Source organism: Exiguobacterium sp. s11 (genome assembly GCF_018619015.1).
GTDB classification, from domain to species: domain Bacteria; phylum Bacillota; class Bacilli; order Exiguobacteriales; family Exiguobacteriaceae; genus Exiguobacterium_A; species Exiguobacterium_A indicum.
In genome coordinates this window covers 26,286-49,657 of record NZ_JACSNF010000001.1, presented here as the reverse complement: position 1 = coordinate 49,657, position 23,372 = coordinate 26,286, and the positions used below count along the sequence as shown (strand labels likewise).

26 protein-coding genes and 1 pseudogene are annotated in these 23,372 nt (G+C 47.4%); 18 read left to right on the top strand and 9 right to left on the bottom strand.

The features are described 5' to 3' along the window. Nucleotides 1–124: 124 nt before the first annotated feature. Genes KNQ12_RS00305 through KNQ12_RS00295 form a run of 3 tightly spaced genes read right to left on the bottom strand, consistent with a single transcriptional unit; the run spans nt 125 to nt 2,708 of the window. A complete protein-coding gene (locus KNQ12_RS00305; RefSeq protein WP_214745600.1) occupies nt 125–916 on the bottom strand; it encodes an ABC transporter permease in 792 nt (263 codons plus the stop codon). Continuing rightward, entirely contained in the window at nt 913–1,707 is a 795-nt protein-coding gene (locus tag KNQ12_RS00300) for an ABC transporter permease (protein WP_214745597.1), read from the bottom strand. The genes KNQ12_RS00305 and KNQ12_RS00300 overlap by 4 nt, the downstream gene beginning before the upstream one ends. Beyond that, nucleotides 1,704–2,708 carry an ABC transporter ATP-binding protein gene (locus tag KNQ12_RS00295; protein ID WP_035397608.1) on the bottom strand — a complete coding sequence of 335 codons (1,005 nt, stop codon included), beginning with the start codon at nt 2,706–2,708 and terminating at the stop codon, nt 1,704–1,706. Before KNQ12_RS00295 ends, KNQ12_RS00300 begins: the two co-directional genes overlap by 4 nt. A gap of 142 nt (nt 2,709–2,850) precedes the next feature. Here KNQ12_RS00295 and KNQ12_RS00290 point away from each other — a divergent pair, with 142 nt between their 5' ends. The 3 genes from KNQ12_RS00290 (at nt 2,851) to KNQ12_RS00280 (ending at nt 5,151) form a co-directional block, all read left to right on the top strand. Then, entirely contained in the window at nt 2,851–3,234 is a 384-nt protein-coding gene (locus KNQ12_RS00290) for a hypothetical protein (RefSeq protein ID WP_214745594.1), read from the top strand. 155 nt (nt 3,235–3,389) lie between these two features. Beyond that, nucleotides 3,390–4,475 (top strand): diguanylate cyclase, encoded by a 1,086-nt coding sequence (locus KNQ12_RS00285; protein ID WP_214745590.1) that lies wholly within the window; start codon nt 3,390–3,392, stop codon nt 4,473–4,475. Between the two features lie 64 nt (nt 4,476–4,539). Continuing rightward, nucleotides 4,540–5,151: a YdeI/OmpD-associated family protein gene (locus KNQ12_RS00280; RefSeq protein WP_214745587.1), complete on the top strand. Its 612-nt coding sequence runs from the start codon at nt 4,540–4,542 to the stop codon at nt 5,149–5,151. On the opposite strand, the gene KNQ12_RS00275 is transcribed toward KNQ12_RS00280, so the two are convergent. Together KNQ12_RS00275 and KNQ12_RS00270 are read right to left on the bottom strand one after the other, a co-directional pair. After that, nucleotides 5,140–6,030 (bottom strand): ABC transporter ATP-binding protein, encoded by an 891-nt coding sequence (locus KNQ12_RS00275; RefSeq protein WP_035397616.1) that lies wholly within the window; start codon nt 6,028–6,030, stop codon nt 5,140–5,142. The genes KNQ12_RS00280 and KNQ12_RS00275 overlap by 12 nt on opposite strands. 1 nt (nt 6,031) lies before the next feature. Next, the gene (locus KNQ12_RS00270) at nt 6,032–6,715 is read right to left on the bottom strand and encodes an ABC transporter permease (RefSeq protein WP_023468151.1); all 684 of its coding nucleotides are present in this window, start codon (nt 6,713–6,715) and stop codon (nt 6,032–6,034) included. Nucleotides 6,716–6,957: 242 nt separating this feature from the next. On the opposite strand from KNQ12_RS00270, the gene KNQ12_RS00265 reads away from it, so the two are divergent. From KNQ12_RS00265 to KNQ12_RS00250, 4 genes are all read left to right on the top strand, one after another. After that, complete coding sequence (locus KNQ12_RS00265) at nt 6,958–7,818, top strand: alpha/beta fold hydrolase (RefSeq protein WP_214745584.1); 861 nt, start codon at nt 6,958–6,960, stop codon at nt 7,816–7,818. A gap of 43 nt (nt 7,819–7,861) precedes the next feature. Beyond that, a complete protein-coding gene (locus KNQ12_RS00260) occupies nt 7,862–8,248 on the top strand; it encodes a hypothetical protein (RefSeq protein ID WP_214745581.1) in 387 nt (128 codons plus the stop codon). A 162-nt stretch (nt 8,249–8,410) separates the two neighbouring features. Next, a complete protein-coding gene (locus KNQ12_RS00255) occupies nt 8,411–9,073 on the top strand; it encodes a type 1 glutamine amidotransferase domain-containing protein (RefSeq protein WP_214745578.1) in 663 nt (220 codons plus the stop codon). A 54-nt stretch (nt 9,074–9,127) separates the two neighbouring features. Beyond that, complete coding sequence (locus KNQ12_RS00250) at nt 9,128–9,415, top strand: putative quinol monooxygenase (protein ID WP_064299947.1); 288 nt, start codon at nt 9,128–9,130, stop codon at nt 9,413–9,415. Between the two features lie 70 nt (nt 9,416–9,485). Here the strand turns inward: KNQ12_RS00250 and KNQ12_RS00245 are convergent, their stop codons facing one another. After that, nucleotides 9,486–10,340: a LysR family transcriptional regulator gene (locus KNQ12_RS00245; protein ID WP_214745575.1), complete on the bottom strand. Its 855-nt coding sequence runs from the start codon at nt 10,338–10,340 to the stop codon at nt 9,486–9,488. Between the two features lie 201 nt (nt 10,341–10,541). Continuing rightward, complete coding sequence (locus KNQ12_RS00240) at nt 10,542–10,892, bottom strand: potassium channel family protein (protein ID WP_214745572.1); 351 nt, start codon at nt 10,890–10,892, stop codon at nt 10,542–10,544. A 419-nt stretch (nt 10,893–11,311) separates the two neighbouring features. On the opposite strand from KNQ12_RS00240, the gene KNQ12_RS00235 reads away from it, so the two are divergent. Next, entirely contained in the window at nt 11,312–11,806 is a 495-nt protein-coding gene (locus KNQ12_RS00235) for a hypothetical protein (protein WP_214745569.1), read from the top strand. A 64-nt stretch (nt 11,807–11,870) separates the two neighbouring features. Here KNQ12_RS00235 and KNQ12_RS00230 read toward each other — a convergent pair whose 3' ends face one another. Beyond that, nucleotides 11,871–12,812 carry a zinc-binding dehydrogenase gene (locus tag KNQ12_RS00230; protein WP_353047610.1) on the bottom strand — a complete coding sequence of 314 codons (942 nt, stop codon included), beginning with the start codon at nt 12,810–12,812 and terminating at the stop codon, nt 11,871–11,873. Nucleotides 12,813–13,071: 259 nt separating this feature from the next. On the opposite strand from KNQ12_RS00230, the gene KNQ12_RS00225 reads away from it, so the two are divergent. After that, on the top strand, nt 13,072–14,145 hold the full coding sequence (locus tag KNQ12_RS00225; RefSeq protein WP_214745566.1) for a peptidyl-alpha-hydroxyglycine alpha-amidating lyase family protein: 1,074 nt from the start codon (nt 13,072–13,074) through the stop codon (nt 14,143–14,145). A 113-nt stretch (nt 14,146–14,258) separates the two neighbouring features. Then, nucleotides 14,259–14,696, top strand: a complete 438-nt coding sequence (locus KNQ12_RS00220) for a hypothetical protein (RefSeq protein WP_214745563.1) — start codon at nt 14,259–14,261, stop codon at nt 14,694–14,696. 46 nt (nt 14,697–14,742) lie between these two features. Here KNQ12_RS00220 and KNQ12_RS00215 read toward each other — a convergent pair whose 3' ends face one another. Beyond that, nucleotides 14,743–15,222, bottom strand: coding sequence for a hypothetical protein (locus KNQ12_RS00215; protein ID WP_214745560.1), 480 nt, complete (start codon nt 15,220–15,222; stop codon nt 14,743–14,745). 371 nt (nt 15,223–15,593) lie between these two features. Between KNQ12_RS00215 and KNQ12_RS17265 the strand changes: the two genes are divergently transcribed. From KNQ12_RS17265 to KNQ12_RS00185, 8 genes and pseudogenes are all read left to right on the top strand, one after another. Further along, on the top strand, nt 15,594–15,719 hold the full coding sequence (locus tag KNQ12_RS17265) for a hypothetical protein (protein ID WP_423752121.1): 126 nt from the start codon (nt 15,594–15,596) through the stop codon (nt 15,717–15,719). A 25-nt stretch (nt 15,720–15,744) separates the two neighbouring features. Continuing rightward, the gene (locus KNQ12_RS00210; RefSeq protein ID WP_214745557.1) at nt 15,745–16,971 is read left to right on the top strand and encodes an MFS transporter; all 1,227 of its coding nucleotides are present in this window, start codon (nt 15,745–15,747) and stop codon (nt 16,969–16,971) included. Between the two features lie 15 nt (nt 16,972–16,986). Then, the gene (locus KNQ12_RS00205) at nt 16,987–17,508 is read left to right on the top strand and encodes a GNAT family N-acetyltransferase (protein ID WP_214745554.1); all 522 of its coding nucleotides are present in this window, start codon (nt 16,987–16,989) and stop codon (nt 17,506–17,508) included. 210 nt (nt 17,509–17,718) lie between these two features. Further along, a complete protein-coding gene (locus tag KNQ12_RS16910) occupies nt 17,719–18,180 on the top strand; it encodes a hypothetical protein (protein WP_251055684.1) in 462 nt (153 codons plus the stop codon). After that, a complete protein-coding gene (locus tag KNQ12_RS00200) occupies nt 18,164–21,334 on the top strand; it encodes an ABC transporter permease (RefSeq protein WP_251055683.1) in 3,171 nt (1,056 codons plus the stop codon). The genes KNQ12_RS16910 and KNQ12_RS00200 overlap by 17 nt, the downstream gene beginning before the upstream one ends. Nucleotides 21,335–21,474: 140 nt before the next feature. After that, nucleotides 21,475–22,389 (top strand): annotated as a pseudogene (locus KNQ12_RS00195) (DMT family transporter). A 236-nt stretch (nt 22,390–22,625) separates the two neighbouring features. Continuing rightward, entirely contained in the window at nt 22,626–23,051 is a 426-nt protein-coding gene (locus KNQ12_RS00190; RefSeq protein ID WP_251055682.1) for a hypothetical protein, read from the top strand. Nucleotides 23,052–23,084: 33 nt separating this feature from the next. Continuing rightward, nucleotides 23,085–23,366, top strand: coding sequence for a hypothetical protein (locus KNQ12_RS00185; RefSeq protein ID WP_035397676.1), 282 nt, complete (start codon nt 23,085–23,087; stop codon nt 23,364–23,366). Nucleotides 23,367–23,372 lie beyond the last annotated feature (6 nt).

Below are 23,372 nucleotides of genomic sequence, written 5' to 3'. Positions count from 1 at the left end.
TCAATATTTTATACTGTCATTTAATAACAAAAGTTTCATATTTTACATAAAGAAATCCATATCTAAATTGATTAGAAACAAAAAGAACCTTGAAGCGTCGCAACACTTCAAGGTTCTTCTTATTTCAAGATCCCGTACTCGCGAATGCCTTCAGTCCAAACAACCAGAACCGATAAGCAATCAAACAGGCGATGATCGCGACGAGTGGTGTCGCGACTGCCATTACACCATAGCCTCTTCCGTCAAAGAAATACATCGCCGGATAAAAGGCAGTAAAGCCGAACGGGATGATGTAGGTCAAGACGAACATCAACACCTTCGAGTAGATCGTCATCGGATAACGGGCGAAATCACTCAGACTGAAGACCGCTGAGACGACCGGTAAACTGTCGACCATCCAGAACGAGAACGTCGCAAAAAACAGGTTGATCGCGATATAGAGCAATCCGCTCGAAAGAACAAGTACGATCAACATCAAGACATCACCGAAGCTCCAGATCATGTCGAGGTGATCGGAAGCAACATAGAGCACCCCCCCGCCAATCAATAGTTGACCGAACCCGTCTTGCTGAACGCGCTCGGCGACGATTTGAAACAGTGGATTGACCGGGCGCATCAACAACCGATCCAGATTCCCGGTCCGGATGTACTGCCAGCCGATCGTCCACAAGTTATCAAAGAAGATGTGGTGTAAGGCTCGCCCTAAAAAGGCAATCCCGTAAATGAATAGGATCTCGTAAAAGTCCCAACCGTTTAGCGTCTCGATATGCTGAAAGACGACCGACAGGAAAAAGAGTGAGGCGAACTGTTGACCAAAGACCGACAAGACACCGATCAGGAAATCAATTCGGTATTCCATCATGACCTTAAAATGACTTTTGGCATATAGCCAGTAGAGTTTTATGTATCGTTTCATCCGCCGAACACCGTCACTTTCCGGATCGCGAGCGCGAACGTGATTCGCAAGATGACGAAGAATCCGATCAACCAGCCGATTTGAATCAGTAACGCTTGCAAGATGCCGCTTGCTGCGATCTCTCCCGTATAGATCGCGACCGGGACGTAGACGAGTGAAGCGAATGGTAAGTATAGACTAATCGTCTGAAACCAGTCCGGGAACAGCGTCAACGGAACGATTGCACCAGACATGATCGTGATGACAGCGTCCTGTAGGACGGATAGTCCCCAAATGTTGACGGTATAGAACGCGAAGATCCCGACGAGCAGATCAATCAATGTCGCGAGCAACACGGCGCAAAGGACACTGCCGGCGAAAGCGAGTCCAGCCAACCACGACGGTGGTCGATCCACGCCGATAAACAAGATCGAGACGAGGACAAGTGGTAGGATCGAGCGGAACAAGACCGAGACTTTTGAGCCGATATCTTGAGCGAGTAACTTATCGAGCAAGTGATACGGACGGAGTAACTCGATTGCGATCGCCCCTTGTTTGATCATCCGGGCGAGATCGCGTCCGGCACCCCCGCGGAACTGATCGATCATCGTCGCAAGCACCGCATACGTCAGCATCGTTGACAGCGAGATACCGGAAACATCGGTCTTATTGGCATACACGGCTTGCCAGAAGAAATAGAGGATGAACAGACGCATCGTCACGCTGAACATGCTTGCCCAGTACCAGGCTGTGTAGGCGAGATCAACTTTGATTTGGGACCGCATCAACGCGGTATATTTACGGATTCTCATGCACTGATCCCCGCTTGGTAGAGCTTACGGATTAACGTCTCCATCTTCGGTACGGACACGGAGACGTCCCGAACGGCGTACAGCGAAACGATTTCCTTGATGACTTGACCGCTTGACAGTTCTCGGTCGTCGAAGGCGAGCTCATACGTTAGTTCATCCGTCTCAAACATGATCACACGATTGATCAACACTGTCGGTAAAGCGAACGGCACCGGTTCTTCGAGCGTGATTCGAAGTGTCCGCTCGTGACTGAACGATGCCTTTAACTGATCGATCGTATCGTCATAGATGATTTTACCGTCGTCGAGGACGATCACACGGTCACAGACTTCCTCGATATCCTGCATGTCGTGCGTCGTCAAGATGACGGTCGTCCCCCAGCGATCACTCATCTCGCGGATGAAGTGACGGATCGTCTCCTTGATCTCGATATCAAGCCCAATCGTTGGTTCGTCGAGATAGACGACTTTTGGTCGATGCAGGAAGGCTGCGGCTAGTTCACAGCGCATCTTTTGTCCGAGCGACAGTTGTCGGACCGGTACGTCTAGGAGCGGTGCGAGATCGAGCTTCTCCCGAAACCACGCGAGCGTCTCGGCAAACTCGGACGTCGGCACTTGATAGATTTCCTTCAACAGCTCAAACGATTCTTGGACCGGAATGTCCCAGAACAGTTGTGTCCGCTGACCGAAGACGGCTCCGATTTGTGACGCGTTCTTGACGCGGTCGGCGTGTGGATCAAGTCCGAACACCCGGACGTTCCCCGCGTCCGGACGCAGGACACCAGCGAGCATCTTGATCGTCGTTGATTTCCCGGCACCGTTGAAACCGATATAGCCGACTCTTTCTCCTGGCGCGATCGTCAAATCAATCGCTTTGACCGCCTCTTTCGTCCGGTACGTCCGGTGAAACAACGCTTTGATCGCTCCGCGTAATCCCGGTTCCCGTTGTAGGATTTGATAGTGTTTCGTCAGTCCTGTTGCTTTGACGGCATATGGTTGCATGTATTCTCCCCCTTTTGTGCAAACGCTTTCCGAAAACGTAGTATACCAGAAAAATCCAAGAGTCTTCCATCTCTTTTAAAAATTTTTCTCGATATTCTGACGCTGTCGCGTAATAATAGATAAAAAAAGGAGTGGTCTGACCATGCTATTACGCCATATGACACATCGGCATCACATGAAATCAATCGTGACGCGCGGTGGATTGTCACCGACATTTCAAATCGATGCACCAACAGGCTGGATCGCCTTTGAAGTCGATCCTCCAAGCGCAGCGTATCAAACGCACTTTCATCAATTAAAAAATGATTGGCAGGATGGAGATGTCGTTACGCTCGAATTCGACGGAGAGCGGATGCAAGCAGCAGGCTTCGAGATGCTGCAATCGCAAGAAGATGACCGCAATCAACAGGCAGAGAGATTAGGCGTATCCATCGAGGAAATTGGCTCGTATGCATTCATTCGCAATTTCGTCTCACTTGATTATCTCGTCGAGTCTTCACGTGAGAAAATCTCAGAGTATTATTAACTTAGTTGAAGAAATCTAATCTTTTTTAAAATATACGGAAATTAAGATATTTTCATACATCTTTAGGGTATCGTTGGCTATATAGAATAAATATTCATTGAATGAAACATTTTTTTGTAGTTATTTTTCAGAACTCATTTGAGAGGAACACGAATATGTGGAATACGCTGAACCATCTTATCCTCAACGTCGCTCTGACCTTTTTCTTCGTGCTCATCTCCCTGTTCTTTTTTAAACGATTTCAGTTTCGAAACACGTTCGACAGCTGGTTGAAGAAAAATCTGTTAGTACTGATTCTTGCGACAGGTGCCGGCTACTGGGTCATCCATAATGCCATCACCTATGAGGGATTTCAATTCGACTTATCGATTACCTTGATTGTCATCGCCTTCATTTATGGAGGCATCAGTAGCGGCTTCATCACGACCCTCGTCTTCGCTTTCCTTCAAACGTTCGTTTTTGATTCCGCTCATGCCTATTGGCTGATCGGTACGTATCTGATCGTCAGCATCGTTGTCTTGTACTTACAAAATGAAGCACCGGATCGATTCATCTCGTTTCCGATCATTTTCGGCATTGCACTCATTCTCTGTTTACCGTACGTTCAACATGTTCAACCGAATGACGTGACAGCGATGACGATCTTTCTCGTCGGGAATGGTTGCGCCGGTCTCCTCTTGCACAGCATCTTGCATCAAGTCCGCTGGCACTTCACTCAAGTCCGGATGCATCGGCGTCTTGCCTTGACGGATACGTTGACAGGGCTTGATAATCGACGTCGTTTAGAAGAGACCGTCCTACGTTACAAATCACAACAGACGGACTTTTCAATCATGATCATCGATGTCGATCATTTCAAACAGGTCAATGATACTTACGGTCATGACCGCGGCGATCATATTTTACGGCAAATCAGCTCTTTGCTAGCATCGTATTGTCCCCCAACGTGTGTGCTCGGACGATTCGGCGGTGAAGAGTTCATGATGCTGTTGCCGGAGCATTCGTTGCCGGAGACGCGTCGACTCGCGGAACAAATCTGTGAAGCCAGTGCCAAACGGACGTATGAGTTATCAGCGACGGAACCGTTGCAAGTGACGTTATCGATTGGGGTGTCTCGCCAAACTCATCAACCGTCTGAGACCCATAATTTTCTGCAGACGATCCAGCAGGCAGACGCTGCCCTCTATCAAGCGAAGAAGAGTGGTCGGAATTGTGTCTTTCATCATGACCCGTTGCGATGAATACGAAAAGTGCCCCCTCGCGTGACGTGGAGGGGGCACTGCTATCTGAAATGGAGGAACGAACGTGGAAATCACGAATGTCTTACGCTTTACCGATCGCGATGGCTTTCGACAGTGGCTGACGAAACACGCGAATCGCGCGACCTTCTGTTGGGTGATTCTCAGTCGAAAACAAATCGGGGACGGTTTACTTTATCTCGATGCCGTCGAAGAGGCACTTTGCTTCGGCTGGATTGATGGAATTGCAAAGAAGACCGAAGACGGCGAACTGGCGCAACGATTCACCCCGCGTCGAAAAAACAGCAACTGGACCGAACTGAACAAGGAACGAGTCCGTCGCTTAGAGCGCCTCGGCTTGATACAACCGTCCGGACGACAGGTTCTACCAGACATGCGTGCTGATGCGTTCGTCATTGATGACACGATCCAAGCGCGCCTACAAGAAGACCCGGTCGTCTATGAACAGTTTAATGACTTCCCGGAGCTCTATCGACGCATCCGGATCGATACGATTCAAAGTGTACGCAAGGATCCCGTTCTCTATGAAAAACGTCTGCAGACGTTGATTGAAAAAACGAAACGGAATCAGATGTACGGTCAGTGGAATGACGGGGGTCGTCTTTTACTCGAAGATGTTCCGGAGACGGAATCAGAGGCTAGTCGGTCAGACCGCTAAGAAAATCTCTTCTAACGATTGACGTTCGATCTGCACCTCGTAGACTTTGACGTCTTGTTCCGCAAGCATGACGAGTAACTCTGGAATATCCTCTTCCGTCGATAAATCAAGCCGTGTACAATCATCAGCTTGCGACAAAAGCCGAGCGTATGCTGGCAGATGCGATGGCGCTAATCGCGGAACAGTCCGAATACGGATTTGAATCTCCTGCCTCATTGCTTCTTGTAAGGACGCAACGGTTCCACAGCGGACGATTCTTCCCTCCGTCATGATGGCGACACGGTCACACATCTTTTCGATCTCATTCAAGTTATGCGAGGTTAAGAAAATCGTTTTTCCGTCCGCTTTTAATGCAAGCAACAATCGCTGGATCTCGATCGCCGATTCTGGATCAAGACCGGACGTCGGTTCATCTAAAAAGAGTAATTCCGGATTTCCGGTGAGCGCTTGTGCGATACTGATCTTTTTCTTCATCCCGAACGAGAAGCTCCCGATTTTTTGTCGCTCCGTCCCGCTTAATCCGACTTGTTCAAGCAATCTTCTAACTTCTTGCTTCGTGATGCGAACTCCTGATAATCCTGCCATATAGTTAAGAAACGCACGTGCCGTCATATCATGATACAGATTTGATGTATCCGGCATGACCCCGATCCGTTGTTTGATGGCATCCAGACGATCAGCGGATTCACCGAGAAGTGCGACGGTTCCGCCTGTCGCTTGTGTGATTCCGGTCATAATCTGAATGAACGTCGATTTCCCAGCACCATTACGACCTAAAAAACCAAAGATTTCTCCTCGTTCGACCGTCAAGTTCACTTCTCGTAAGACTTCCTTCGCACCGAACGATTTCTTCAACCCATTTACTTCAATCGCACTCATATTACAAATCCTTTCGCTTTAACGTGAGATAGGAGACTGTCAAAAACAACCCACTCCATAAAACAGGTAACAGTAATAACGTCCCAGACATGATGACAGCGTGGTACGGCAAGATGTATTGAAACGGTACCAGGTACCATTTTTCCGAGAACGCTGACCAGAGACCGATGATCGGGACGACAATCCCGAGAAATATACCGAGAAACATCGTCAAACCAGGCTTCGCAATCATCGTAGATAAAAAGATGTTGAAACTGGTGATGTATAGGATGACGATCAGAACCGTCAGATAATCGATCCAGAACCATTGCTGCGCGTAGAGCGAGACAATCAGGAAATTGATCGTAAGCGTCGCGCACCAGAATAACAATGATCCGAGAAACTTCTCCAAAACGATTCGCAGACGCGACGTCTTCGTGACCAGTAAACGAATCGTCCGTGTCTCGATTTCACGATTGATGATGTCGTGTGATAACGCAGCCACGAACAGAAAACCGAAGAACAGGATGAAGAACTTAATGCTTGAAGTATAGGCAGACGGTTGATTAACGCCAGCAAGCAGTTCCGGATGCCTCGTCAAATACGATGCTGTGAAGACGGACGTGATCGTCAGAAAAAGAATCAATAGAATCGCTTTGATGCTTTTGAAGCTGCTCGTGAATTCTTGTTTTACGATTGGAAACATGACGGACTCCTTTGGACATATTTTTGATTAACGCAAGCGTTCTTTTACTTTCGTGACAAGGACACCGAGCCCATATAAGGTAACGGCTGTTAAGAGCATCGTGATGATGGTTTCCATGTGAATTCTCCTCTATGTAAATGACGTGTCATCTTACTCTACGCTACTCCTTAAAGAAAGTTTCCTTATTTTTCAATTCCCAACATTCTCCTCATGGTACAGTAAAAGAAAAAAGGAGACGGTAAATGAAACGTTATACGATCACCTGTCAGCAACAATCCGTCCACATTACGGAATGGGGAAACGAACAGCTTCCGACGATCGTCTGTCTGCACGGACTCGGCAGTACAAGTCTCAGCTTCATCGAAATCGCTGAAGCGCTCGCGGACGAATTCCGTCTGATTGCGATTGATTTACCCGGTCACGGCAAAACACCAGCTTTCTCAGATTCCCTACACTATCGCATGAAACCCTTTACGGACTGGATCGACGAAGTCTTACACATCCTTGATGTCAAGCGGTTCTATGCCTTGTCGCACTCGTGGGGAAGTGTTCTCTCGCTCTATTATTTGATTGAACATGCGGATCGTGTGCTCGGCACGATTCTGATTGACGGCGGCTATCATAGTAAACGGCTTTACGGTCTTTCCGTAGAGGAAGAAGTCGTCTTTTATGAACAAAATTTCGAGGATTCCGTTTCGACATGGGACGAATTTTTAGACGTTGCTGTCTATGCTCCGGATGCACGTCGCTCGCACTCCCTCGATTTAGCTGGTGCCGACCTCCTTCGGATGGAGGAAGGACGATTCCACTGGCATGCGCGAGGAGAGACGGCTGCTGCGATCGTACGCGCGCTTCACCACGAGGATGTTCTTGATTTCCTCCCGGACGTTCCACCAGCGGACATTCAGTTGTACGTCGCAACGTTACCGACAGATCAAGCATCGATCCGTCAGCAGGCAACGAACCGATTACATGAGATGACACAAGCGACGGTCCATTTCGTTCCGGAGACAGGACATCTATTACACTGGGATCGCCCTGACGTCATCATCGAAGCGATTCGTCACTACTGGACGTCCGGAAAAAGATTGTCTCCCATTTGAAAAATGGTTTATTATGGAATCAGAGTAAAAAGGAGGGGTTCATATGTTAAAACGGTTAACGTTCGTTTGTGTGACCTTATGCGTCGCGATCGTCGCCATCCTTGTCGCTGCACGCCACTCAACTGGAAACACCATTTCGTTTGAAGAGCCATTATCGGTTTACATCGCGATTGGACTAATTGTCTTCTTATTCGTACCACCGCTCGTCCTATCATTTTTCGAACATCCTGTCCTGAAGATCATCAATGTCGTCTATCAATCCTTAATCGTCTTTAGCTTCGTCGGACTGATTCCCGTCGGCTTCTTGATTCCGAACGGATCCTCGACGATCATCGTCGCTGTCCTTGGAACGGTCGCGAGTCTTGCCAGTGTCATCGTGATAGTGCGAAGTCACTCGATGTTCACTAACTATTCTTCTGACGTACGTTAATCTATCTTTCAAACTGCTTCCGCCATCATGGTGGAAGTAGTTTTTATTTTTATGTATAAATTTATTTATCGATAAGCTCACTTTTATTAATTTGTTTTTTGATTCAAGCGGGCGTATTCTAATCACGTAGCCAATCGGCAAACGAAAAAGGAGGAACATATCATGAGTAAACACATCTTAATGGTCGTCACGAACGCAAAGGAAATGAAGGAAGGTCACGCGACAGGACTTTGGTTGTCGGAGTTCGCAGAGGCATACATTGAGTTCAAAAACGCAGGATATACAGTAACGGTCGCAAGCCCGAACGGCGGCGAATCACCAATCGACGCACGGAGCCTTGAAGACGAAGTCCCAGCTGAAATCCAAGCGACAGCTCCACTCTTGAAAGAGACACTTGATTTAAATGCAATCCAGGACTTCTCAGCATTTGATGCGATCTTCATGCCAGGTGGACACGGAACGATGTTCGACTTGCCACAAAGTGATGCCTTGAACAACGCCCTTCGGACATTGTTTGAAGCGAACAAGACGGTCGCTGCGATCTGCCACGGACCAGCTGGACTCGTCAGTGCGACACTCTCAGACGGAACACCACTCGTCGCTGGAAAGACGATCGCAACGTTCACGGATGAAGAAGAACGCGCGACAGGTCTTGACGTCTACATGCCATTCTTGCTCGAGACACGCCTTCGTGAACTCGGTGCGAACATCATCACGGCTGACAACTTTACGGAAAACGTCCAAGTCGACGGAAACCTCGTCACGGGTCAAAATCCACAATCAACGATCGCGGTCGCGAAAGCCGTCATTAATACACTCAACTAATCGAAACAAGAGATCCTTTGGATGAAGGATCTCTCTTCATAGGAGGTTCTATCGATGATTCAACTGATTGCCCGGATCGAAGCGCATCCGAATCAAGGCGAACAGCTCGCTTCTATCATCGAAGGTGTGATCGCCCCTTCGCGTGCCGAGGCAGGGTGCCTGACGTATCAGACACATCGCGCTATCGATGATCCGAACGTCTTCTACTTTTATGAACAATGGCGTGATCAAGACGCTTTCGATCAGCATGTCGCCTCACCACACTATCAAGCCTATCGAGCAGACAGTGCCAATCTCGTCGTTGATCGATACTTGACGTTCTTAGATGACGTATCAAAGTAATATGTAATTCATACAAAAAAAGTCTAATCCTCTCAGCATTTGCTTGTGGATTGGACTTTTTTCATACAATTCAACCTAACGCCTTAATCACCTGTTGCAAAACCGGATCGTGGCGCGAGTCCGTTCGATAAGCGACATATAACTGATTCGTCGCGAATCGTTCCGGTGCAATCCGTTGTACTCGTCCAGCGCTGACCGCTGCTTCGACGAGATAATCGGGCAAAACGCTGATGCCGTGCCCTGCTTCGATCGCTTTTAGTATCGCATCGACGTTTGGTAAGATCATTTCCGGACGAATGCCCGGTCGTTCTCCGAACTGCGTCTGATAGTAGCGACGAATGATCGGTAACTCGAGTCCGTAACTGATCCAGCGCTGTCGGTCCATCCATTCCTTTAGATCCGCTTCCGGAGCATCGTAGCCAATCGGGACGATCAAATGAAAGCGTTCGTCAGCAATCGGGACGTACTGGACGCCCGGCTCATCGATCCGCTTCGTTGCGATGATGAAGTCGAGCTCATTCGCAAGCAAGCGTTGCAAAAGAGGAACCGTCAAATCAAAGACTGCCGTGAACTGTGCGACATCGAGCGGTAGCTTCGGCACGATCCCATGCGTGACGAATTCCGTAGGTCCCCCGAATTTCAGGACCGGACGAGGTTGTTCCCCTGCTTCGTACTTCATCTCAAGCGATAATTCCTCGAGCCGATCAATCAATCCGACGACTTGTGTATAGAGGGCTGTTCCCGCGTCCGTCGGAATCATTTGCCGTGGCGCACGGATGAACAAGGATGTCTCCAGTTCTGCTTCTAGTGCCGCGATATGCTGGCTGACCGCCGGTTGCGTCAAAAAACGAATTCTTGCCGCTGCCGAGACGGAACGCTGTTGGTAAACATGAATGAAACTGCGATACCATTCAAAATCAATCATATGGTTTCTCCTTTTGCTTGGTCTTTCTAAAAAGTATAGATTCATTCAATCCATAAGACAAATAACGAATAATTTAGTAAGTCATAAATTTATTTATCGCATAATGAGAGAGGATTTCCAAAATGTTTCGTTAGAAGTTCCTCTATATAGAACTCAACGATTGCTCCGCGGATCATTGCAAGAAAAGCGTCAAATCTGATTTCATTTCTGCTCTTCTTTCTTTTTCTTCTCCCGGTGATATTGTTTTAATGCCATATTGACGTTTACGATGACGGCACTGAGAACACCTACGCCAAGCATGACGTAAACGATCGAAAACAATTTACCGAACGCTGTTTGGGGGACAAGATTCCCATATCCGACCGTTGCGAGCGTCATGACGGAGAAATAAAAGGCGTCCAGAATACTGAACTGTTCGACATTGTGATAGAAGACCGTTCCAATCAAAAAAAGTGCCCCGACCATGATCATCAATGCCTTCTGTTCTTCTTGCTTGAATAAGATACGAATGACATGAAAAAAATTTCGGATCAAAATAAAGAACGCCAGCATGCTCTCTCCTCCTCAGTTCCGTCATCACGGAGCACGTTCATTGAACAATTTCTCTAGTTGGTCAGGATCAAGTTGATTCAAGTCAGAGATCAGGAAATAATCGATTCGTTGTAAACTTTGATCCGTCCGTAGGAGCTATTTGACACCGAGCAACGTCGCGATCAAAATAAAACTACAGTTGTACAGAAACAGATATCTGCACCGAGCGCGTAGATCATGTTTTGATTCGCAATGCTGTTATAGACGGTGGCAGCAAGGCGGTGGCGATTACGACACCGGGAACGTCCGCGCAATCAGTTCGTCACTTAAAACGAGTCACAACATTTAAGTCATTGGTTTTTATTTACCCGTTTTTAGTGTGTTCGCCTTATTTCACTTATGAAAAATAAAAAATCCCTTTAACGAAAGGTACATTGCTCATGAAAAAATTCCGCGGCAAACGCCGTTATTTTAAAAATCTCGAACTGGAATTCAACAGTTTTTCTTCTCCAGCCTATATTGATTCAGACGTTTGGTTTAACGACTGGCACGAGCATCCTGACTTTTATGGACATGGCAACGCGAGTCTGCGTATTCGTAAAGCACATCTTCGGATTGCATTGAGCGCTTTGCAAAACATGCGACAAAAACTAGAGGAAAAACAGATTGAACATCAGGTTTACATAACGATTGTTCTCGAGGATGCTTCACAAGACGCACTACATGTCCACACTCCGAATCCGGACGGAACCCCATTCCCACTTGAGCGGATTCAGTCGTTCCCTCTCGCTTCACACGTTCCGACCTGGGTAACGGAACTCTTTCCGAGCAACCGGTATACGATTCATCAATCACAGGAGGAATTCATCGATTATACGGAAGAGACACCTGTCAGCTTGATCGTCACGCTTTTTTACATCTTGCCTAACCGTTAACGATACGAAAACGAGCTATCCTTTCCATCACAGGAAGAGGATAGCTCGTTTTGTTCGGTTTCTCTTATGGTAGCAAGACGACCTTGCCGAATTTGCCAGCTTGTTTAAAGTACGCTTGGGCTTCTCGCGCTTCAGCGAGCGGGAACGTCCGGTCGATGACCGGCTGAATCGTTTTTGTCCGAACGGCCTCCAGTAATTTCTCATAATCATGGCGATTGCCAAGGACGGATCCTTGTAGACGAATATGTTTCAAATAAAGCGTCCGAAAATCGAGCGACGTCACCTGCCCCCCGGACGATCCGGAAATACAGTACGTTCCGCCGCGCTTCAGCAGATCCAGTCCTTGTTTAAACACCGCATCGCCGACGACGTCGAGAATCGCATCGACCGAACCGACTTCTTGCATGACCTGCTGATCCCAGTCCGGCTCACGGTAGGAAACGACCAGGTCCGCCCCAAGTTCGTGTATTTGATCCGTCAGCTTCAAGTCACCGACGAGTGCGACGACACGGGCTCCGAAGACACGTTTCGCAATCTGGACGTTGAGTGAGCCGACACCACCACTGGCACCTGTTACGAGTACCGTCTGTCCTTCTTGTAAGTCAAGTTGTTCGACCATGTGCCACGCCGTCAATCCACTGACCGAGAAGACCGCACTGTCCGTATAGGAAGCAAGCGGCATGTCGTAGCAGAGTTCGAGCGGCCAGCAGACATACTCCGCGTATCCGCCGTCATACTCGGAGCCGATGAATGATAAGTCCACGGCACTCTGTTCGTCAGCGATTTCTCCACTTGCCGTGAACGGGAACAAGACGACGTCGCGCCCGATTTCCGTCTCGGCGACACCGTCTCCGACCGCGACAATCCGTCCGCTGATGTCTGAACCGGGAATCCGGGGGAACTTGACACCTTCTGCTTTCCAGCCTGATTCACTCTCTGCACCATAGGCGCCTTCCCGCATCCAAATTTCTGTATTGTTCAAGGCACAAGCTTTGATTTCAATCAGTACCTCGCCTTGTTTCGGTTATGGTATCTCTTGATCGATATAGGCGAGCTGCTCAAGCCCACCATGCCCCGTTACGGTGACTGCCTTCATGTTTTTGCCTCACTTTCTTTCCCTCATATGATATCTCTCTTCTTTACCCATCTATCCTGATTTTAATATCCTGCTTCCGTAACCCGCAGTCTCCTCCTATAGAATGATTCGTCCTCGTTTAATATCTAGATATAATATGGATACGAATTCACGTCTGGAGGAACGATGTATGAAAAAACGATTAATCTTTATAGGGACTTTAGCAACCATCACGGTGCTGGGTATTTCCTGGTCAAGAGGTGGCGCAGATCCCGTCATGAAAGACAACTATTCACCCATCCCAAAATATACGATGTATCGCGGACAGGTCGCTTGGCCACTTGAAACGCGCGATCGTTCGATTGCCAGCGAAGCAAGCGGCGTCGCAGTTGCTCCGAACGGTGACGTCTACTATTTACACCGAGGTAGTAATTCATACGGCGATGACACCTACATCACAGAACCGACATTGATTGTGCTCGACGGAAAGACGATGCAGGTGAAGAAGCGGTTAGGCGCAGGACTATTCAAGTCACCGCACGGTCTCGAAGTCGATGACCAAAACAATATCTGGATTACCGACATCAGTCTGAACCAAGTCTTCAAGCTCGGTGCGTCCGGCAAAGTCTTGCAAACGTTCGGAAACGCATATGGTCCGTTCACGGAAGTCGGTCTGCGCATCCGAAACGTCTTGCCAAGCATCCCGCTACAGCTGGATGAAAAGACGTTCGCTCGTCCGACAGACGTCACCGTTTTCAAGGACGGCTCGTTCGCCGTATCTGACGGCTACCGGAATAGTCGCATCGTCATGTTTGACCCAAAAGGAACAGTAAAATGGGAAGTCAATGAACACGGCAAACAAGACGGACAGTTCAATCTGCCGCATGGGATCAGTAGCGACGATGAGATGAATCTCTATGTGGCGGACCGGGACAACGCCCGGGTCCAAATCTTTAATCGAAACGGCAAACACATCGATACGTGGTCGTCAAAAGAACTCGGTCGACCGTACGGGATCGAAGTCGGTGCGAACGGTAAAGTCTACGTCGCTGATGGCGGAAACTATTTAAATGGACAAAAAAAGAACGCGCAGAGTCAAATCGTCATCTTGAACAAACAAGGAAAGATTGAGAAACGATTCGGTGCGTGGGGCAAAGAAGCGGGACAACTCCGGATTGCGCACGACATCGCGGTCGGTTCGGATGGAACGATTTATGTCGCGGAGTTGTTGAACAAACGATTGCAGCTGTTTTCTGAAAAATAATAGGGAACGGAAGTATTTTGAAATTTAAGAAATGAATATCCTTTTTTTCAAAGACACCTCAGCTTATCTCGATTTATTTTGGTAAAATAAAGAAAATCCATCGGGGGTGTCTCATGAAACGTGGTCTAACATTAGCCGTTCTACTGATCCTCGTCGTTTGCGTCATCGTTTTCGAACCGTTCCGTGGTGCGCCACCGAATCCCGAAGTTGAGGCAAAAGGAAAGGATGTTCCGACTGTCCAAGGATCTTATTGCTGGGATAGCTTACTCCGCAGTCAATGTGTCGATAAGACGTACCGTGACGGTCTTGATCTAGCAAAGGGAAAAACGCCAGTTACCGTCTCTGCTGGATCACCCGTCCGTGTCGAATTATCCGGTGATCTTAAAAGCGTGAAACTATCACAGTGGGACGATCAAAAACAGGAATCCCCCGTCGTTTTGAAAAAAGATCAGTTCAATGCCCCGACAGAACCTGGTCTCTATGCGTACGAACTAAACTCGCGCTGGAAACAAGGAGACGGACAATTCGGATTCTTATTAAAAGTGCAGTAAATACAATAACCCCACTGTCGTCTCATGACTTCAGTGGGGTTTGCTATCATCCGGTTTGACGATACAGTTGCAAAATTCCGAAGACGGTCAAGATGAGATAGCCTGTTCCGATGAACAGAAAGACTGGGCGAATCAATTGATCCTTCGGTTGACGCGTAATGCCTTCGAAGAAACAACTGATGATGAAACCGAGAACGAGGATTCCGCTATACATGGAAAGGAAGATGACGAGAAGACCAATGAGACTCGGATTCGTCAACGAAGGTGCTAACCATATGAGACCACCGACTAATACGGCAAGCACAACTGTCCCCATTACGATTCCGATAAGTGGATGGATCGTATTTAGTCGACGGATCACATCATGACGTTTGACGAAACGCTCCACTAGAATCATCGCTGATAGACAGGTCAGTAAAAATAAGATTAAGAAATAGATTGCTTGCTCGACTGGACGGAACGTCGTGAAAAAGACAGCTCCGGTTAGAACAAGGAGTGGAAATATGAAAAAAATCAAACGTTTCATTTCTTTCCCTCCTTTCGTACGACTTTCTTGAAAGTGAACGTGTGACCATGACAATGTATCATACAACCTGTTACATCTTTTACCATTTAGGTCGCTTTTTTTAATTCTGATTTCTATGTATCATTTTCAATAATTGTAAAAAATTGATAAAATTCTTTACGATTTCATTCTGTATATGCTAGGATGAGACAAATCATATGAATTAAACGCGTCGAAGAGAACAGTACGTCATCTCGGCTTTTCCTAGAGAGCTCCGATTGGTGAGAAGGAGCATCAGCCATTGACCGAACCAAGCCTCTGAGCAGCACGGTGGAACCGAATCGGGGATATCGTGACGGGTGCTCCCGTTATCGAGCTCAGGTATTTGCCGTTTGAAAACGGTCGTACCGATGAAGGCGATACCGGTGACGGTCTCGCGAACAGGGGTGGCACCACGACACGCACAGTCTCGTCCCCAAGACCAACGTCTTGGAGGTGGGATTTTTTTATTGGCTTAAAAAACAATAAAAAGGAGTGTGTCATATGTCGAATTGGAAATACTCTGGATTGCTATTACTTGGTGTCGGTGTCTCGAACATCGGCGCTTGGGTCTACTTCATCGCCTTGAATTTAATCGTCCTTGAACGAACGGGATCAGCGTTCGCCGTCTCCGTTCTCTATATTCTGTTGCCAATTTCCGCACTGTTGACGAGCCTCTGGTCCGGTAGTGTCGTCGATCGGATCAATCAGCGCCGCTTGCTCGTCATGCTTGACGTCTCGCGTGCCGGGCTCGTCTTTTCACTGACACTGATCGATTCGTTGTATGTCCTCTATGCGCTTGTCTTCATCCTGAACATCGGCAACACACTGTTTGAGACATCGTCATTGATCTACATGACGAAGCTCGTTCCGGAGACGAGTCGCCAACGGTTCAATGCGTTGAAGAACTTTATTCAATCAGCCGGCTTTATTATCGGACCGTCGATTGCTGGATTCTTATTTTTGATTGGTTCCCCAGAAACAGCGATCATCCTGAATGCGGGAGCGTTGTTGTGTTCTGCTGCCTTACTGTCCGTCTTGCCCGACGTCCGCCAGGCAGAGACTCCAGCGACGTCCTTCTCACTCCAAGTGATTCTTGCGGACTGGAAAGAGACGCTTCAGTTTGCACGGACGCGGCGCTACGTCACGCTCGTCTACGCCTTCTATGCGCTGATGATCGTCCTGATGAGCGGACTCGATTCGCTCGAAGCCTCGTTTGCGACGATCGTGTTGCAACTGGATGAAAGCACGTATGGATTTCTCGTCAGTATCGCTGGAATCGGCATCATCTGTGGTTCTGCCGTCAATGCGATCTTCACGCATCGCTTGTCGCTCCGCTTCTTGATTCAATTCGGAGCACTGATGACACCAATCGGTTATGTGATCTTTGCCACAGCTACATCATTCCTGACGGCAGCAATCGGCTTTTTCTTGCTGACGTTCGCCCTTGCGTTTGCGAACACCGGCTTCATGACGTTCGCTCAAACGCACATTCCGGTCGAAACGATGGGACGATTCCTCAGTAGTATCCACGTCGTACAGTCAGCTGGTGTCATTCTCTTGACGGCGTTGATCGGTTTCTATGCTGAGACCTCGATTCGCTTGACGTATACCGTCGCTGCAGTCAGCTTCCTGTTCATCGGTGGATGGATCGTTTGGATCGTCCAGGATCGAACGAAACGGCATTATTTTGCGACGGAAACGGACGAAACGATCAAACTTTCGTCATGAGAAAGGAAGATATTCATGAACCTGACCGCAAAACGAATTTTCCTCCGTCCGCTTGACGTGACCGATGCGCACGTCTTATTCGAACAAACCCAGGATGAGACATTACGTTATTTGACTGGTACGACGGCGACGTTTTCGCTCGAGCAGATCGAACGACACATTCTTTCGATTCAAGCTGATCCATCGCGCTTCGATTTCGCAATCTGTTTGAATTCCGGTGAAATAATTGGTGAGTGTTCCATTTTAGACATTGAGGCAGAGTTGAAACAAGCGGGCTTTCGTATTTCGATGCGTGCCCTCCCCTGGACCGGTCAAGGATACGGAACAGAGGCGATCGCGTGTATCATCCGGTTTTGTTTCGAGGAACTTCGACTTCATCACCTTGAACTTGAAGTGTTTTCGCATAATGAGCGAGCCATCGCTGCGTATAAAAAAGTTGGCTTTGACATCGTAGAAACGATTCCTGATGCTGTATCCTATGAAGGGCGTTCGTTCGACGAAATCATCATGCGGAAATGTAGTCCACTCTATGCTTAAAAGAATCACTCCTGATGTAGCACCTCCTTCGTGAGGTGCTTTTTCTAATCTATTAAAAACGAACATAACTAATTAACAGATTTTTTAGTCAATTCACTATTATTTGTATATAATGGAAAAATAAAAAGAAATATATGGATATGTACATAAATGATAAGGAGGTCCTATTACACAATTTTCTTCAAATCAAACGAAAGCGAGGGATAGTACATGCTGAGATTCATCTGGAATTCCTGGTGGCGTAACAAGGAGCGTTTCATCTTGCTGCTCGTCGGCGTCCTGATCGTCAGTACCGGACTGAGTTACTTGATCGGTACGACGCAAGCGAACAACGGAACGGTCGTCGATGAACTGCAAAAACGCTGGGGATCGTCGTACGATATCGTCGTCCGTCCGGAAGGCAGCCGGAGTGTGACGGAAGACTTGAACCTGCTCGAACCGAACTATATGAGCGGACTCGACGGTGGAATCACCCGCAAGCAGTACGAGACGATCAAGCAGATTGCTGACGTAGAAGTCGCAGCACCGATTGCGATGATTGGGAACTACAATACGAATGCTGAAACGGATACCTATAATTTCAAAGAACCGGGCATTTACAAAATTTCGTTTACGGATATGCAAGATACTGGTCTACGGTTACGGGAGCGCAGTGATGCTTGCCGGGATTGATCCGGAAGCAGAAGCACAACTCGTTGGACTCGATCAGGCAACCAAAAAGGCTACGCATAGTCGTTATTTCACGAAGGATGATGTCGTGAACGATTATGGTGACGGTGTCTGGGACATCCCATTGATCATGAATAGTCAGGAGTACGTCAATGCTTCGCGGACCTATCGCTACGAGAAAGTCGATATCCCGCTCGTCAAAGATTCAATGGTTGAAACGGTGCGCAGTATCATGAAAAAAGGTGGCGAATCCTACCTCAAGACGCTTCCTGTTAAAGATACGAAGGAATACTATATTTCGACAGAGCAAGCATCAAAGCAACTTATTAAGAACATTCTCGAAGATAAGGTTCCGGAAAAAGCAAGTGGAAGCTTTGACTGGATGTTTTTAAAGCCATCGTCTGTCGACTATCAAACGATTGCTAGTCCCTTTGCCAAACGTTGGCCGTTCACCTATCAAGTAACACCTCAAGAGGTCGATAAGGACGTCCTCATTTCGAAACGATCGATGTATCGAAAAGCACGTGTCTTCGGTGACAACACGGGTAATCTTGATAAAGTACCGAAAATGCATTTGAACTACATTGGTGTCTTTGATCCGAAGAAATTGAACATCTCGAAGGACCCATTGACGGAACTGCCGATGGAGACCTATTTCCCGGCGAAAGCCCAATGGGTCATGGACAAGAATGAAAAACCGGTCAATCCAGTCCGGGAAGTCAAACCGACGAACGATCCGTATGACTTCTTGACGAAACCACCATCGATGCTGACGACGCTTGACGCCGCCTTTAAGTTACGTGGTGATAAAGCCATCTCTGCCATTCGTGTCAACGTCAAAGGTGTCGAGACGATGAACGCGACGAGTGAGAAAAAGTTGAAAGCTGTTGCTCAAGAGATCGAGGACAAGACCGGTCTGATCACCGACGTCACGCTTGGCTCCTCGCCACAGCTCGCGCTGACATACCTCCCTGGATTAAAAGGTGAATCGGCACTCGGTTGGATCCAGCAACCGTGGATCAAACTCGGTTCGTCGATGGCAATTTTCCAAGAAGCGAAGGTAGGAATGAGCGGCATCATCGCCAGCGTCATCGCTGTTGCTCTCGTGTATGTCTTTAGTTCAAACATCATCTTACTCTATGCCCGCAAGAAGGAATTCGCGATCTTACTGTCGCTCGGTTGGCGTCCACGTCAGCTCTCGAAGCTTCTGTTCCTAGAAGCAACGTTACTCGGCACACTCGTCGCCTTGATTTCTTGGACGATCCTCGGTTCGTTCTGGCTGACGACGGATCATCCGATTGCCTTATCACGGATCATCTTGATTGGACTTGCTGGTCTATTGATTTACTGGGGCGGTACGCTCGTCCCGATGACGCTCATCCGCCGGATTCAACCATTCGAAAGTATGCGTTCTGGTGAAGTCTCAAAAGGTCGTCGCTTCGTCCGGGCACAAAGTGTCCTTGGGATGAGCATCAACCAACTTGCAACGTATTGGCAACGGACGATCCTCTCGACAATCGCGATCGCCTTGCCGACGAGTCTGTTCATTTTCTTCCTATTCATCACCTTCCGACTGAAAGGTGTCTTGTATGCGACATGGCTCGGCGAATACGTTGCACTAGAAGTCGGCACGATGCATTATGTTGCGATGGGTGTCGCTTTACTTATCGCTATCCTGACGACGACGGAGATCATGTGGCAAAACGTCAACGAACGAAAAAGTCAGCTTGCTGTCTTAAAAGCAACCGGCTGGCGCAATGGTCAAATTCGGACGCTCGTCTTAAGTGAAGGATTGATGACGGGACTGTTCGCTGGAATCATCGGTTTACTGATCGCTCTTGCGATGATCGGCTTCGTCTATAACCAGTTCCCAACAGGTGAGCTCGGTTTCTTGAGTGTTATGTTGTTGATTCCTGCCATCACGGGAGTTCTCGGTGCCCTCTTACCCGCTCAACGCGCCGTCAGCATTACACCGAACGCTGCGATTGGAAGTGTCACAACGAATACGAAAGCGACGGAACGACGTTTCCGACTCGCCTTATCCGCAGTTGGTGGTTCCCTTGTCGTTGGTGTCGCTTCCCTGTTCTTCTTTGCTACGACAGAAGAAGGGCCTGCGTCCACGAAACCGGTACAAACAGTTGCACCAACGGTCAAGACGACAGGAACGAAATTGGCAGATGTAAAAGACAAGAAAAAGAAAGCGTCCTCTACGAAAAAAGTCAATTCGAGCAAGCTCGATCAACTAATGAATCGTGGAGTCGTTCAAACCTATCCGGGAGATCCTAAAACAAAAAGCAATATTTTCCGCGTTGATAAACTTCTCCTATCACCTCCAAAGGAGTTGAAATTACCAGCTCTTGATGATGAACAATATGTTACCGTTCCCGTCATCCTTGAGAACTACAAGGATAAAGACGCAGATGGCGGATATGGTATTTATAAGCCAAATCTATTCACGTTAGAGGATACAAGCGGTAATGTATACGAAGCTGTCGATTATGAGAACCGGAACCCAGACGCTTGGAAGGACGGCTATCGCTATTTCCCACCTTTCGTTTCTCGCGTCGATCTTGTGTTCCGTGTTCCAAGTGATAAAAATACGTATGTTCTTCTCGCGACAAGCGAAGCCATTGCGAAGCCGACGACCGTCAAAATCGAAGTCGATGCTGTAGATGTTACATCAACCACCGTGAAGACCGGACAAAAGAAACAGTCAAAGAAAGCGAATACAGACGCCATCGAAGAACTGATGAATAAAGGTGGTCTTCAGACTTATGCTGGTGATAAAAATTTAATGAAAGAACGTGGGTTCATGGTCAGTTCGGCGAAACGTGTTCCACTTAAGAATCTTCCGAAAGATAAACAAGCCGTATCTGTCAGACTTGAGATGCAGGTAAAGGGTGAAGATTCAGCTGACTCTTATATCGACTATAAACCCTCTTCTTTCCCATTGATTGATCGTCACAAGAAAAGCTACACGCCTGAAGAAACGATCAATCTGAACAAAAAAGCCTATTCAGAAAGCTTAGGTTATTACGCTCCGTTACACTCAAAAATTGATGTCATCTACATCGTACCGAAAAATGAAAACACCTTCGTCATGAACGTAAAAACAGGATTCACTGGTTTTCTCTACACCGTTAAAATCAAATTATGATTACTACTTAATCACTGGCTGTCATATGACGGTCAGTGATTTTTCTATTTATACCGAAATTAATTTCTTAACGTTCTACTTTTGGTAAGATGAAATACAGGAAAAGAATTGGAAGTAAACTACTTAAACGAGGACCTACTATGACCTATTTCATGTATCTATTTTGTTTGATCGTCTGGGGACTGAACTTCATTGCTGTCAAAATCCAAGGAACACCTGTCGCCTTGGAAGTATCCCTGACCTATCGATTAGCGATGACCGCTGTTCTTTTCATTCTATTTGCGTTATTCGTTAAACGAACGAACAAACCTACCGCGTCGGACATGCCTTTCATCGTCGTATTCGGTGTCTGTAACTTCGCTCTGAGTTACTTATGTCTCTATTACGCGACGATGTTAAGCTCTGCCGCCATCGTGACGTTGATTTTCTCACTCAAGGTCATTCTGACACCAATTGCTCTGCGCTTGTTTTTAAAAGAGACCCTCCATGCGCACGTTTGGATTGGCGGATGTTTTGGTATCATCGGCGTCGGTGTCCTGATTGTTCCGAGTCTAAGTAGCATCCATGGACTGACCGATTTAAAAGGTGTCTTGATTGCCTTGGTCGGCACGCTATTGACTTCAGTGGGTGACGCCAGTTCAGCGCGGAACGCCAAGCAACGAATCAACCCGGTTCATGCCAACGCGATCGGATTTTCTGTCGCGATTCTACTGATGGGCGCTATCGTCTGGTTTTAAGGAACACCGCTTACGCTCCCGACAACCGTCACCTATCTTTCTGCTTTACTGTATTTAACCGTGATCGTATCATTTCTTGCATGGCTGTTTTACCTGAAACTCGTCGAACGGATCGGTGGTGCGAAGAGCGGCTATATGGTCGCGCTCTTCCCCGTCATCGGCGGAATCGCATCCGTCATGATCGGCGAATCCACACCCTCTCTGTATTTACTCTTCGGCTGCTTATCGAGTTGTCTTGGAGCTGCTATTGCTTTAGGAATCGGTGTATCGCGTCAACGAAGAAACGCCATACCGGATACGGAGGACAAGATTGGTTAAATCAAATCAGTTTGTATAATCGACCATCCAAAGGACAGAGGTTCAGCGAATTCGCTCATGAACCACTGTCCTTCTTTTAATTTAAAGAATGAGTCAATAATATCAGACTATCCCGAAACTCCATCCACCAGTAGAAGGAATTCAATTGTTTCTTGTGGAAAAATATGCTAGATACAACCGACTGATCCACTCTACGATACTGATTCTAAGGAGGTGCTCCTATTCTGAAATACATCTTGATTAGTTGTTTAATCGCTATGATTGCTTTTTTCATCTATTTTGAACCGTTTCGAATTGAACCCTATGATCCAAACGTCGAAGTAAACGGTAAAGCGATTCCAACTGTCCAAGGTTCTTATTGCTGGTCCAGTTTGTTCAGTGCTCAATGTGCGGACATGATCTATGTGGATGCTTTACACATGACTGAAAAAAGTAAACCCGTCATCGTCTCACCCTCTGACAAAATTCATCTCTCGTTTGATCGTAAACCCGATTCGCTCGAAGTCGTACGCTGGGATTCGAAAACGAAAAGTGAACAGGTTTCATTAAAAAACGATATTCTTATCGCACCGTCTGCTCAAGGTACGTATACCTATGAGGTCGTTGCCGGGTGGAATGAACATGGCGACGGTCTATCCGCCTTTTTGATTCAAGTCCGATGAAACCCATCCCACTCAAACAGGAGATGAATGACCATGCGTAAAGGTTTTCGACTCTGGCTACCCTTGCTCTCACTTGCTGTCTGTCTGTTCAATGCCTTCGGCTACGATGATAAAAACATCTTGTTGTTTCTGACGAGCCCTGTTTTCTGGCTTCTCGAATCACGATCCTTTCTTGGAACGTGGCTAGATTCCTTCCATGTCCCTCTGTTCCTGATCTACATCCTGACCTTGATCAGTTGGTTCTTGATTGGCTTACTGATTGATGTCATTCTTTCTGTTTTGTTTAGACGATCGTCTAGACGCATCCATGATTAACTGAGG

What these genes read in the sequence shown, in the direction of transcription:
- KNQ12_RS00205 (WP_214745554.1), top strand. Translation starts at nt 16,987, where the DNA reads ATGAACCTGACCGCAAAACGAATTTTCCTCCGTCCGCTTGACGTGACC.
- KNQ12_RS00200 (WP_251055683.1), top strand. Translation starts at nt 18,164, where the DNA reads ATGCTTGCCGGGATTGATCCGGAAGCAGAAGCACAACTCGTTGGACTC.
- KNQ12_RS00265 (WP_214745584.1), top strand. Translation starts at nt 6,958, where the DNA reads ATGAAACGTTATACGATCACCTGTCAGCAACAATCCGTCCACATTACG.
- KNQ12_RS00260 (WP_214745581.1), top strand. Translation starts at nt 7,862, where the DNA reads ATGTTAAAACGGTTAACGTTCGTTTGTGTGACCTTATGCGTCGCGATC.
- KNQ12_RS00210 (WP_214745557.1), top strand. Translation starts at nt 15,745, where the DNA reads ATGTCGAATTGGAAATACTCTGGATTGCTATTACTTGGTGTCGGTGTC.
- KNQ12_RS00215 (WP_214745560.1), bottom strand. Translation starts at nt 15,222, where the DNA reads ATGAAACGTTTGATTTTTTTCATATTTCCACTCCTTGTTCTAACCGGA.
- KNQ12_RS00250 (WP_064299947.1), top strand. Translation starts at nt 9,128, where the DNA reads ATGATTCAACTGATTGCCCGGATCGAAGCGCATCCGAATCAAGGCGAA.
- KNQ12_RS00245 (WP_214745575.1), bottom strand. Translation starts at nt 10,340, where the DNA reads ATGATTGATTTTGAATGGTATCGCAGTTTCATTCATGTTTACCAACAG.
- KNQ12_RS00290 (WP_214745594.1), top strand. Translation starts at nt 2,851, where the DNA reads ATGCTATTACGCCATATGACACATCGGCATCACATGAAATCAATCGTG.
- KNQ12_RS00300 (WP_214745597.1), bottom strand. Translation starts at nt 1,707, where the DNA reads ATGAGAATCCGTAAATATACCGCGTTGATGCGGTCCCAAATCAAAGTT.
- KNQ12_RS00185 (WP_035397676.1), top strand. Translation starts at nt 23,085, where the DNA reads ATGCGTAAAGGTTTTCGACTCTGGCTACCCTTGCTCTCACTTGCTGTC.
- KNQ12_RS00270 (WP_023468151.1), bottom strand. Translation starts at nt 6,715, where the DNA reads ATGTTTCCAATCGTAAAACAAGAATTCACGAGCAGCTTCAAAAGCATC.
- KNQ12_RS00295 (WP_035397608.1), bottom strand. Translation starts at nt 2,708, where the DNA reads ATGCAACCATATGCCGTCAAAGCAACAGGACTGACGAAACACTATCAA.
- KNQ12_RS00255 (WP_214745578.1), top strand. Translation starts at nt 8,411, where the DNA reads ATGAGTAAACACATCTTAATGGTCGTCACGAACGCAAAGGAAATGAAG.
- KNQ12_RS00285 (WP_214745590.1), top strand. Translation starts at nt 3,390, where the DNA reads ATGTGGAATACGCTGAACCATCTTATCCTCAACGTCGCTCTGACCTTT.
- KNQ12_RS00305 (WP_214745600.1), bottom strand. Translation starts at nt 916, where the DNA reads ATGAAACGATACATAAAACTCTACTGGCTATATGCCAAAAGTCATTTT.
- KNQ12_RS00240 (WP_214745572.1), bottom strand. Translation starts at nt 10,892, where the DNA reads ATGCTGGCGTTCTTTATTTTGATCCGAAATTTTTTTCATGTCATTCGT.
- KNQ12_RS00235 (WP_214745569.1), top strand. Translation starts at nt 11,312, where the DNA reads ATGAAAAAATTCCGCGGCAAACGCCGTTATTTTAAAAATCTCGAACTG.
- KNQ12_RS00225 (WP_214745566.1), top strand. Translation starts at nt 13,072, where the DNA reads ATGAAAAAACGATTAATCTTTATAGGGACTTTAGCAACCATCACGGTG.
- KNQ12_RS00275 (WP_035397616.1), bottom strand. Translation starts at nt 6,030, where the DNA reads ATGAGTGCGATTGAAGTAAATGGGTTGAAGAAATCGTTCGGTGCGAAG.
- KNQ12_RS00220 (WP_214745563.1), top strand. Translation starts at nt 14,259, where the DNA reads ATGAAACGTGGTCTAACATTAGCCGTTCTACTGATCCTCGTCGTTTGC.
- KNQ12_RS16910 (WP_251055684.1), top strand. Translation starts at nt 17,719, where the DNA reads ATGCTGAGATTCATCTGGAATTCCTGGTGGCGTAACAAGGAGCGTTTC.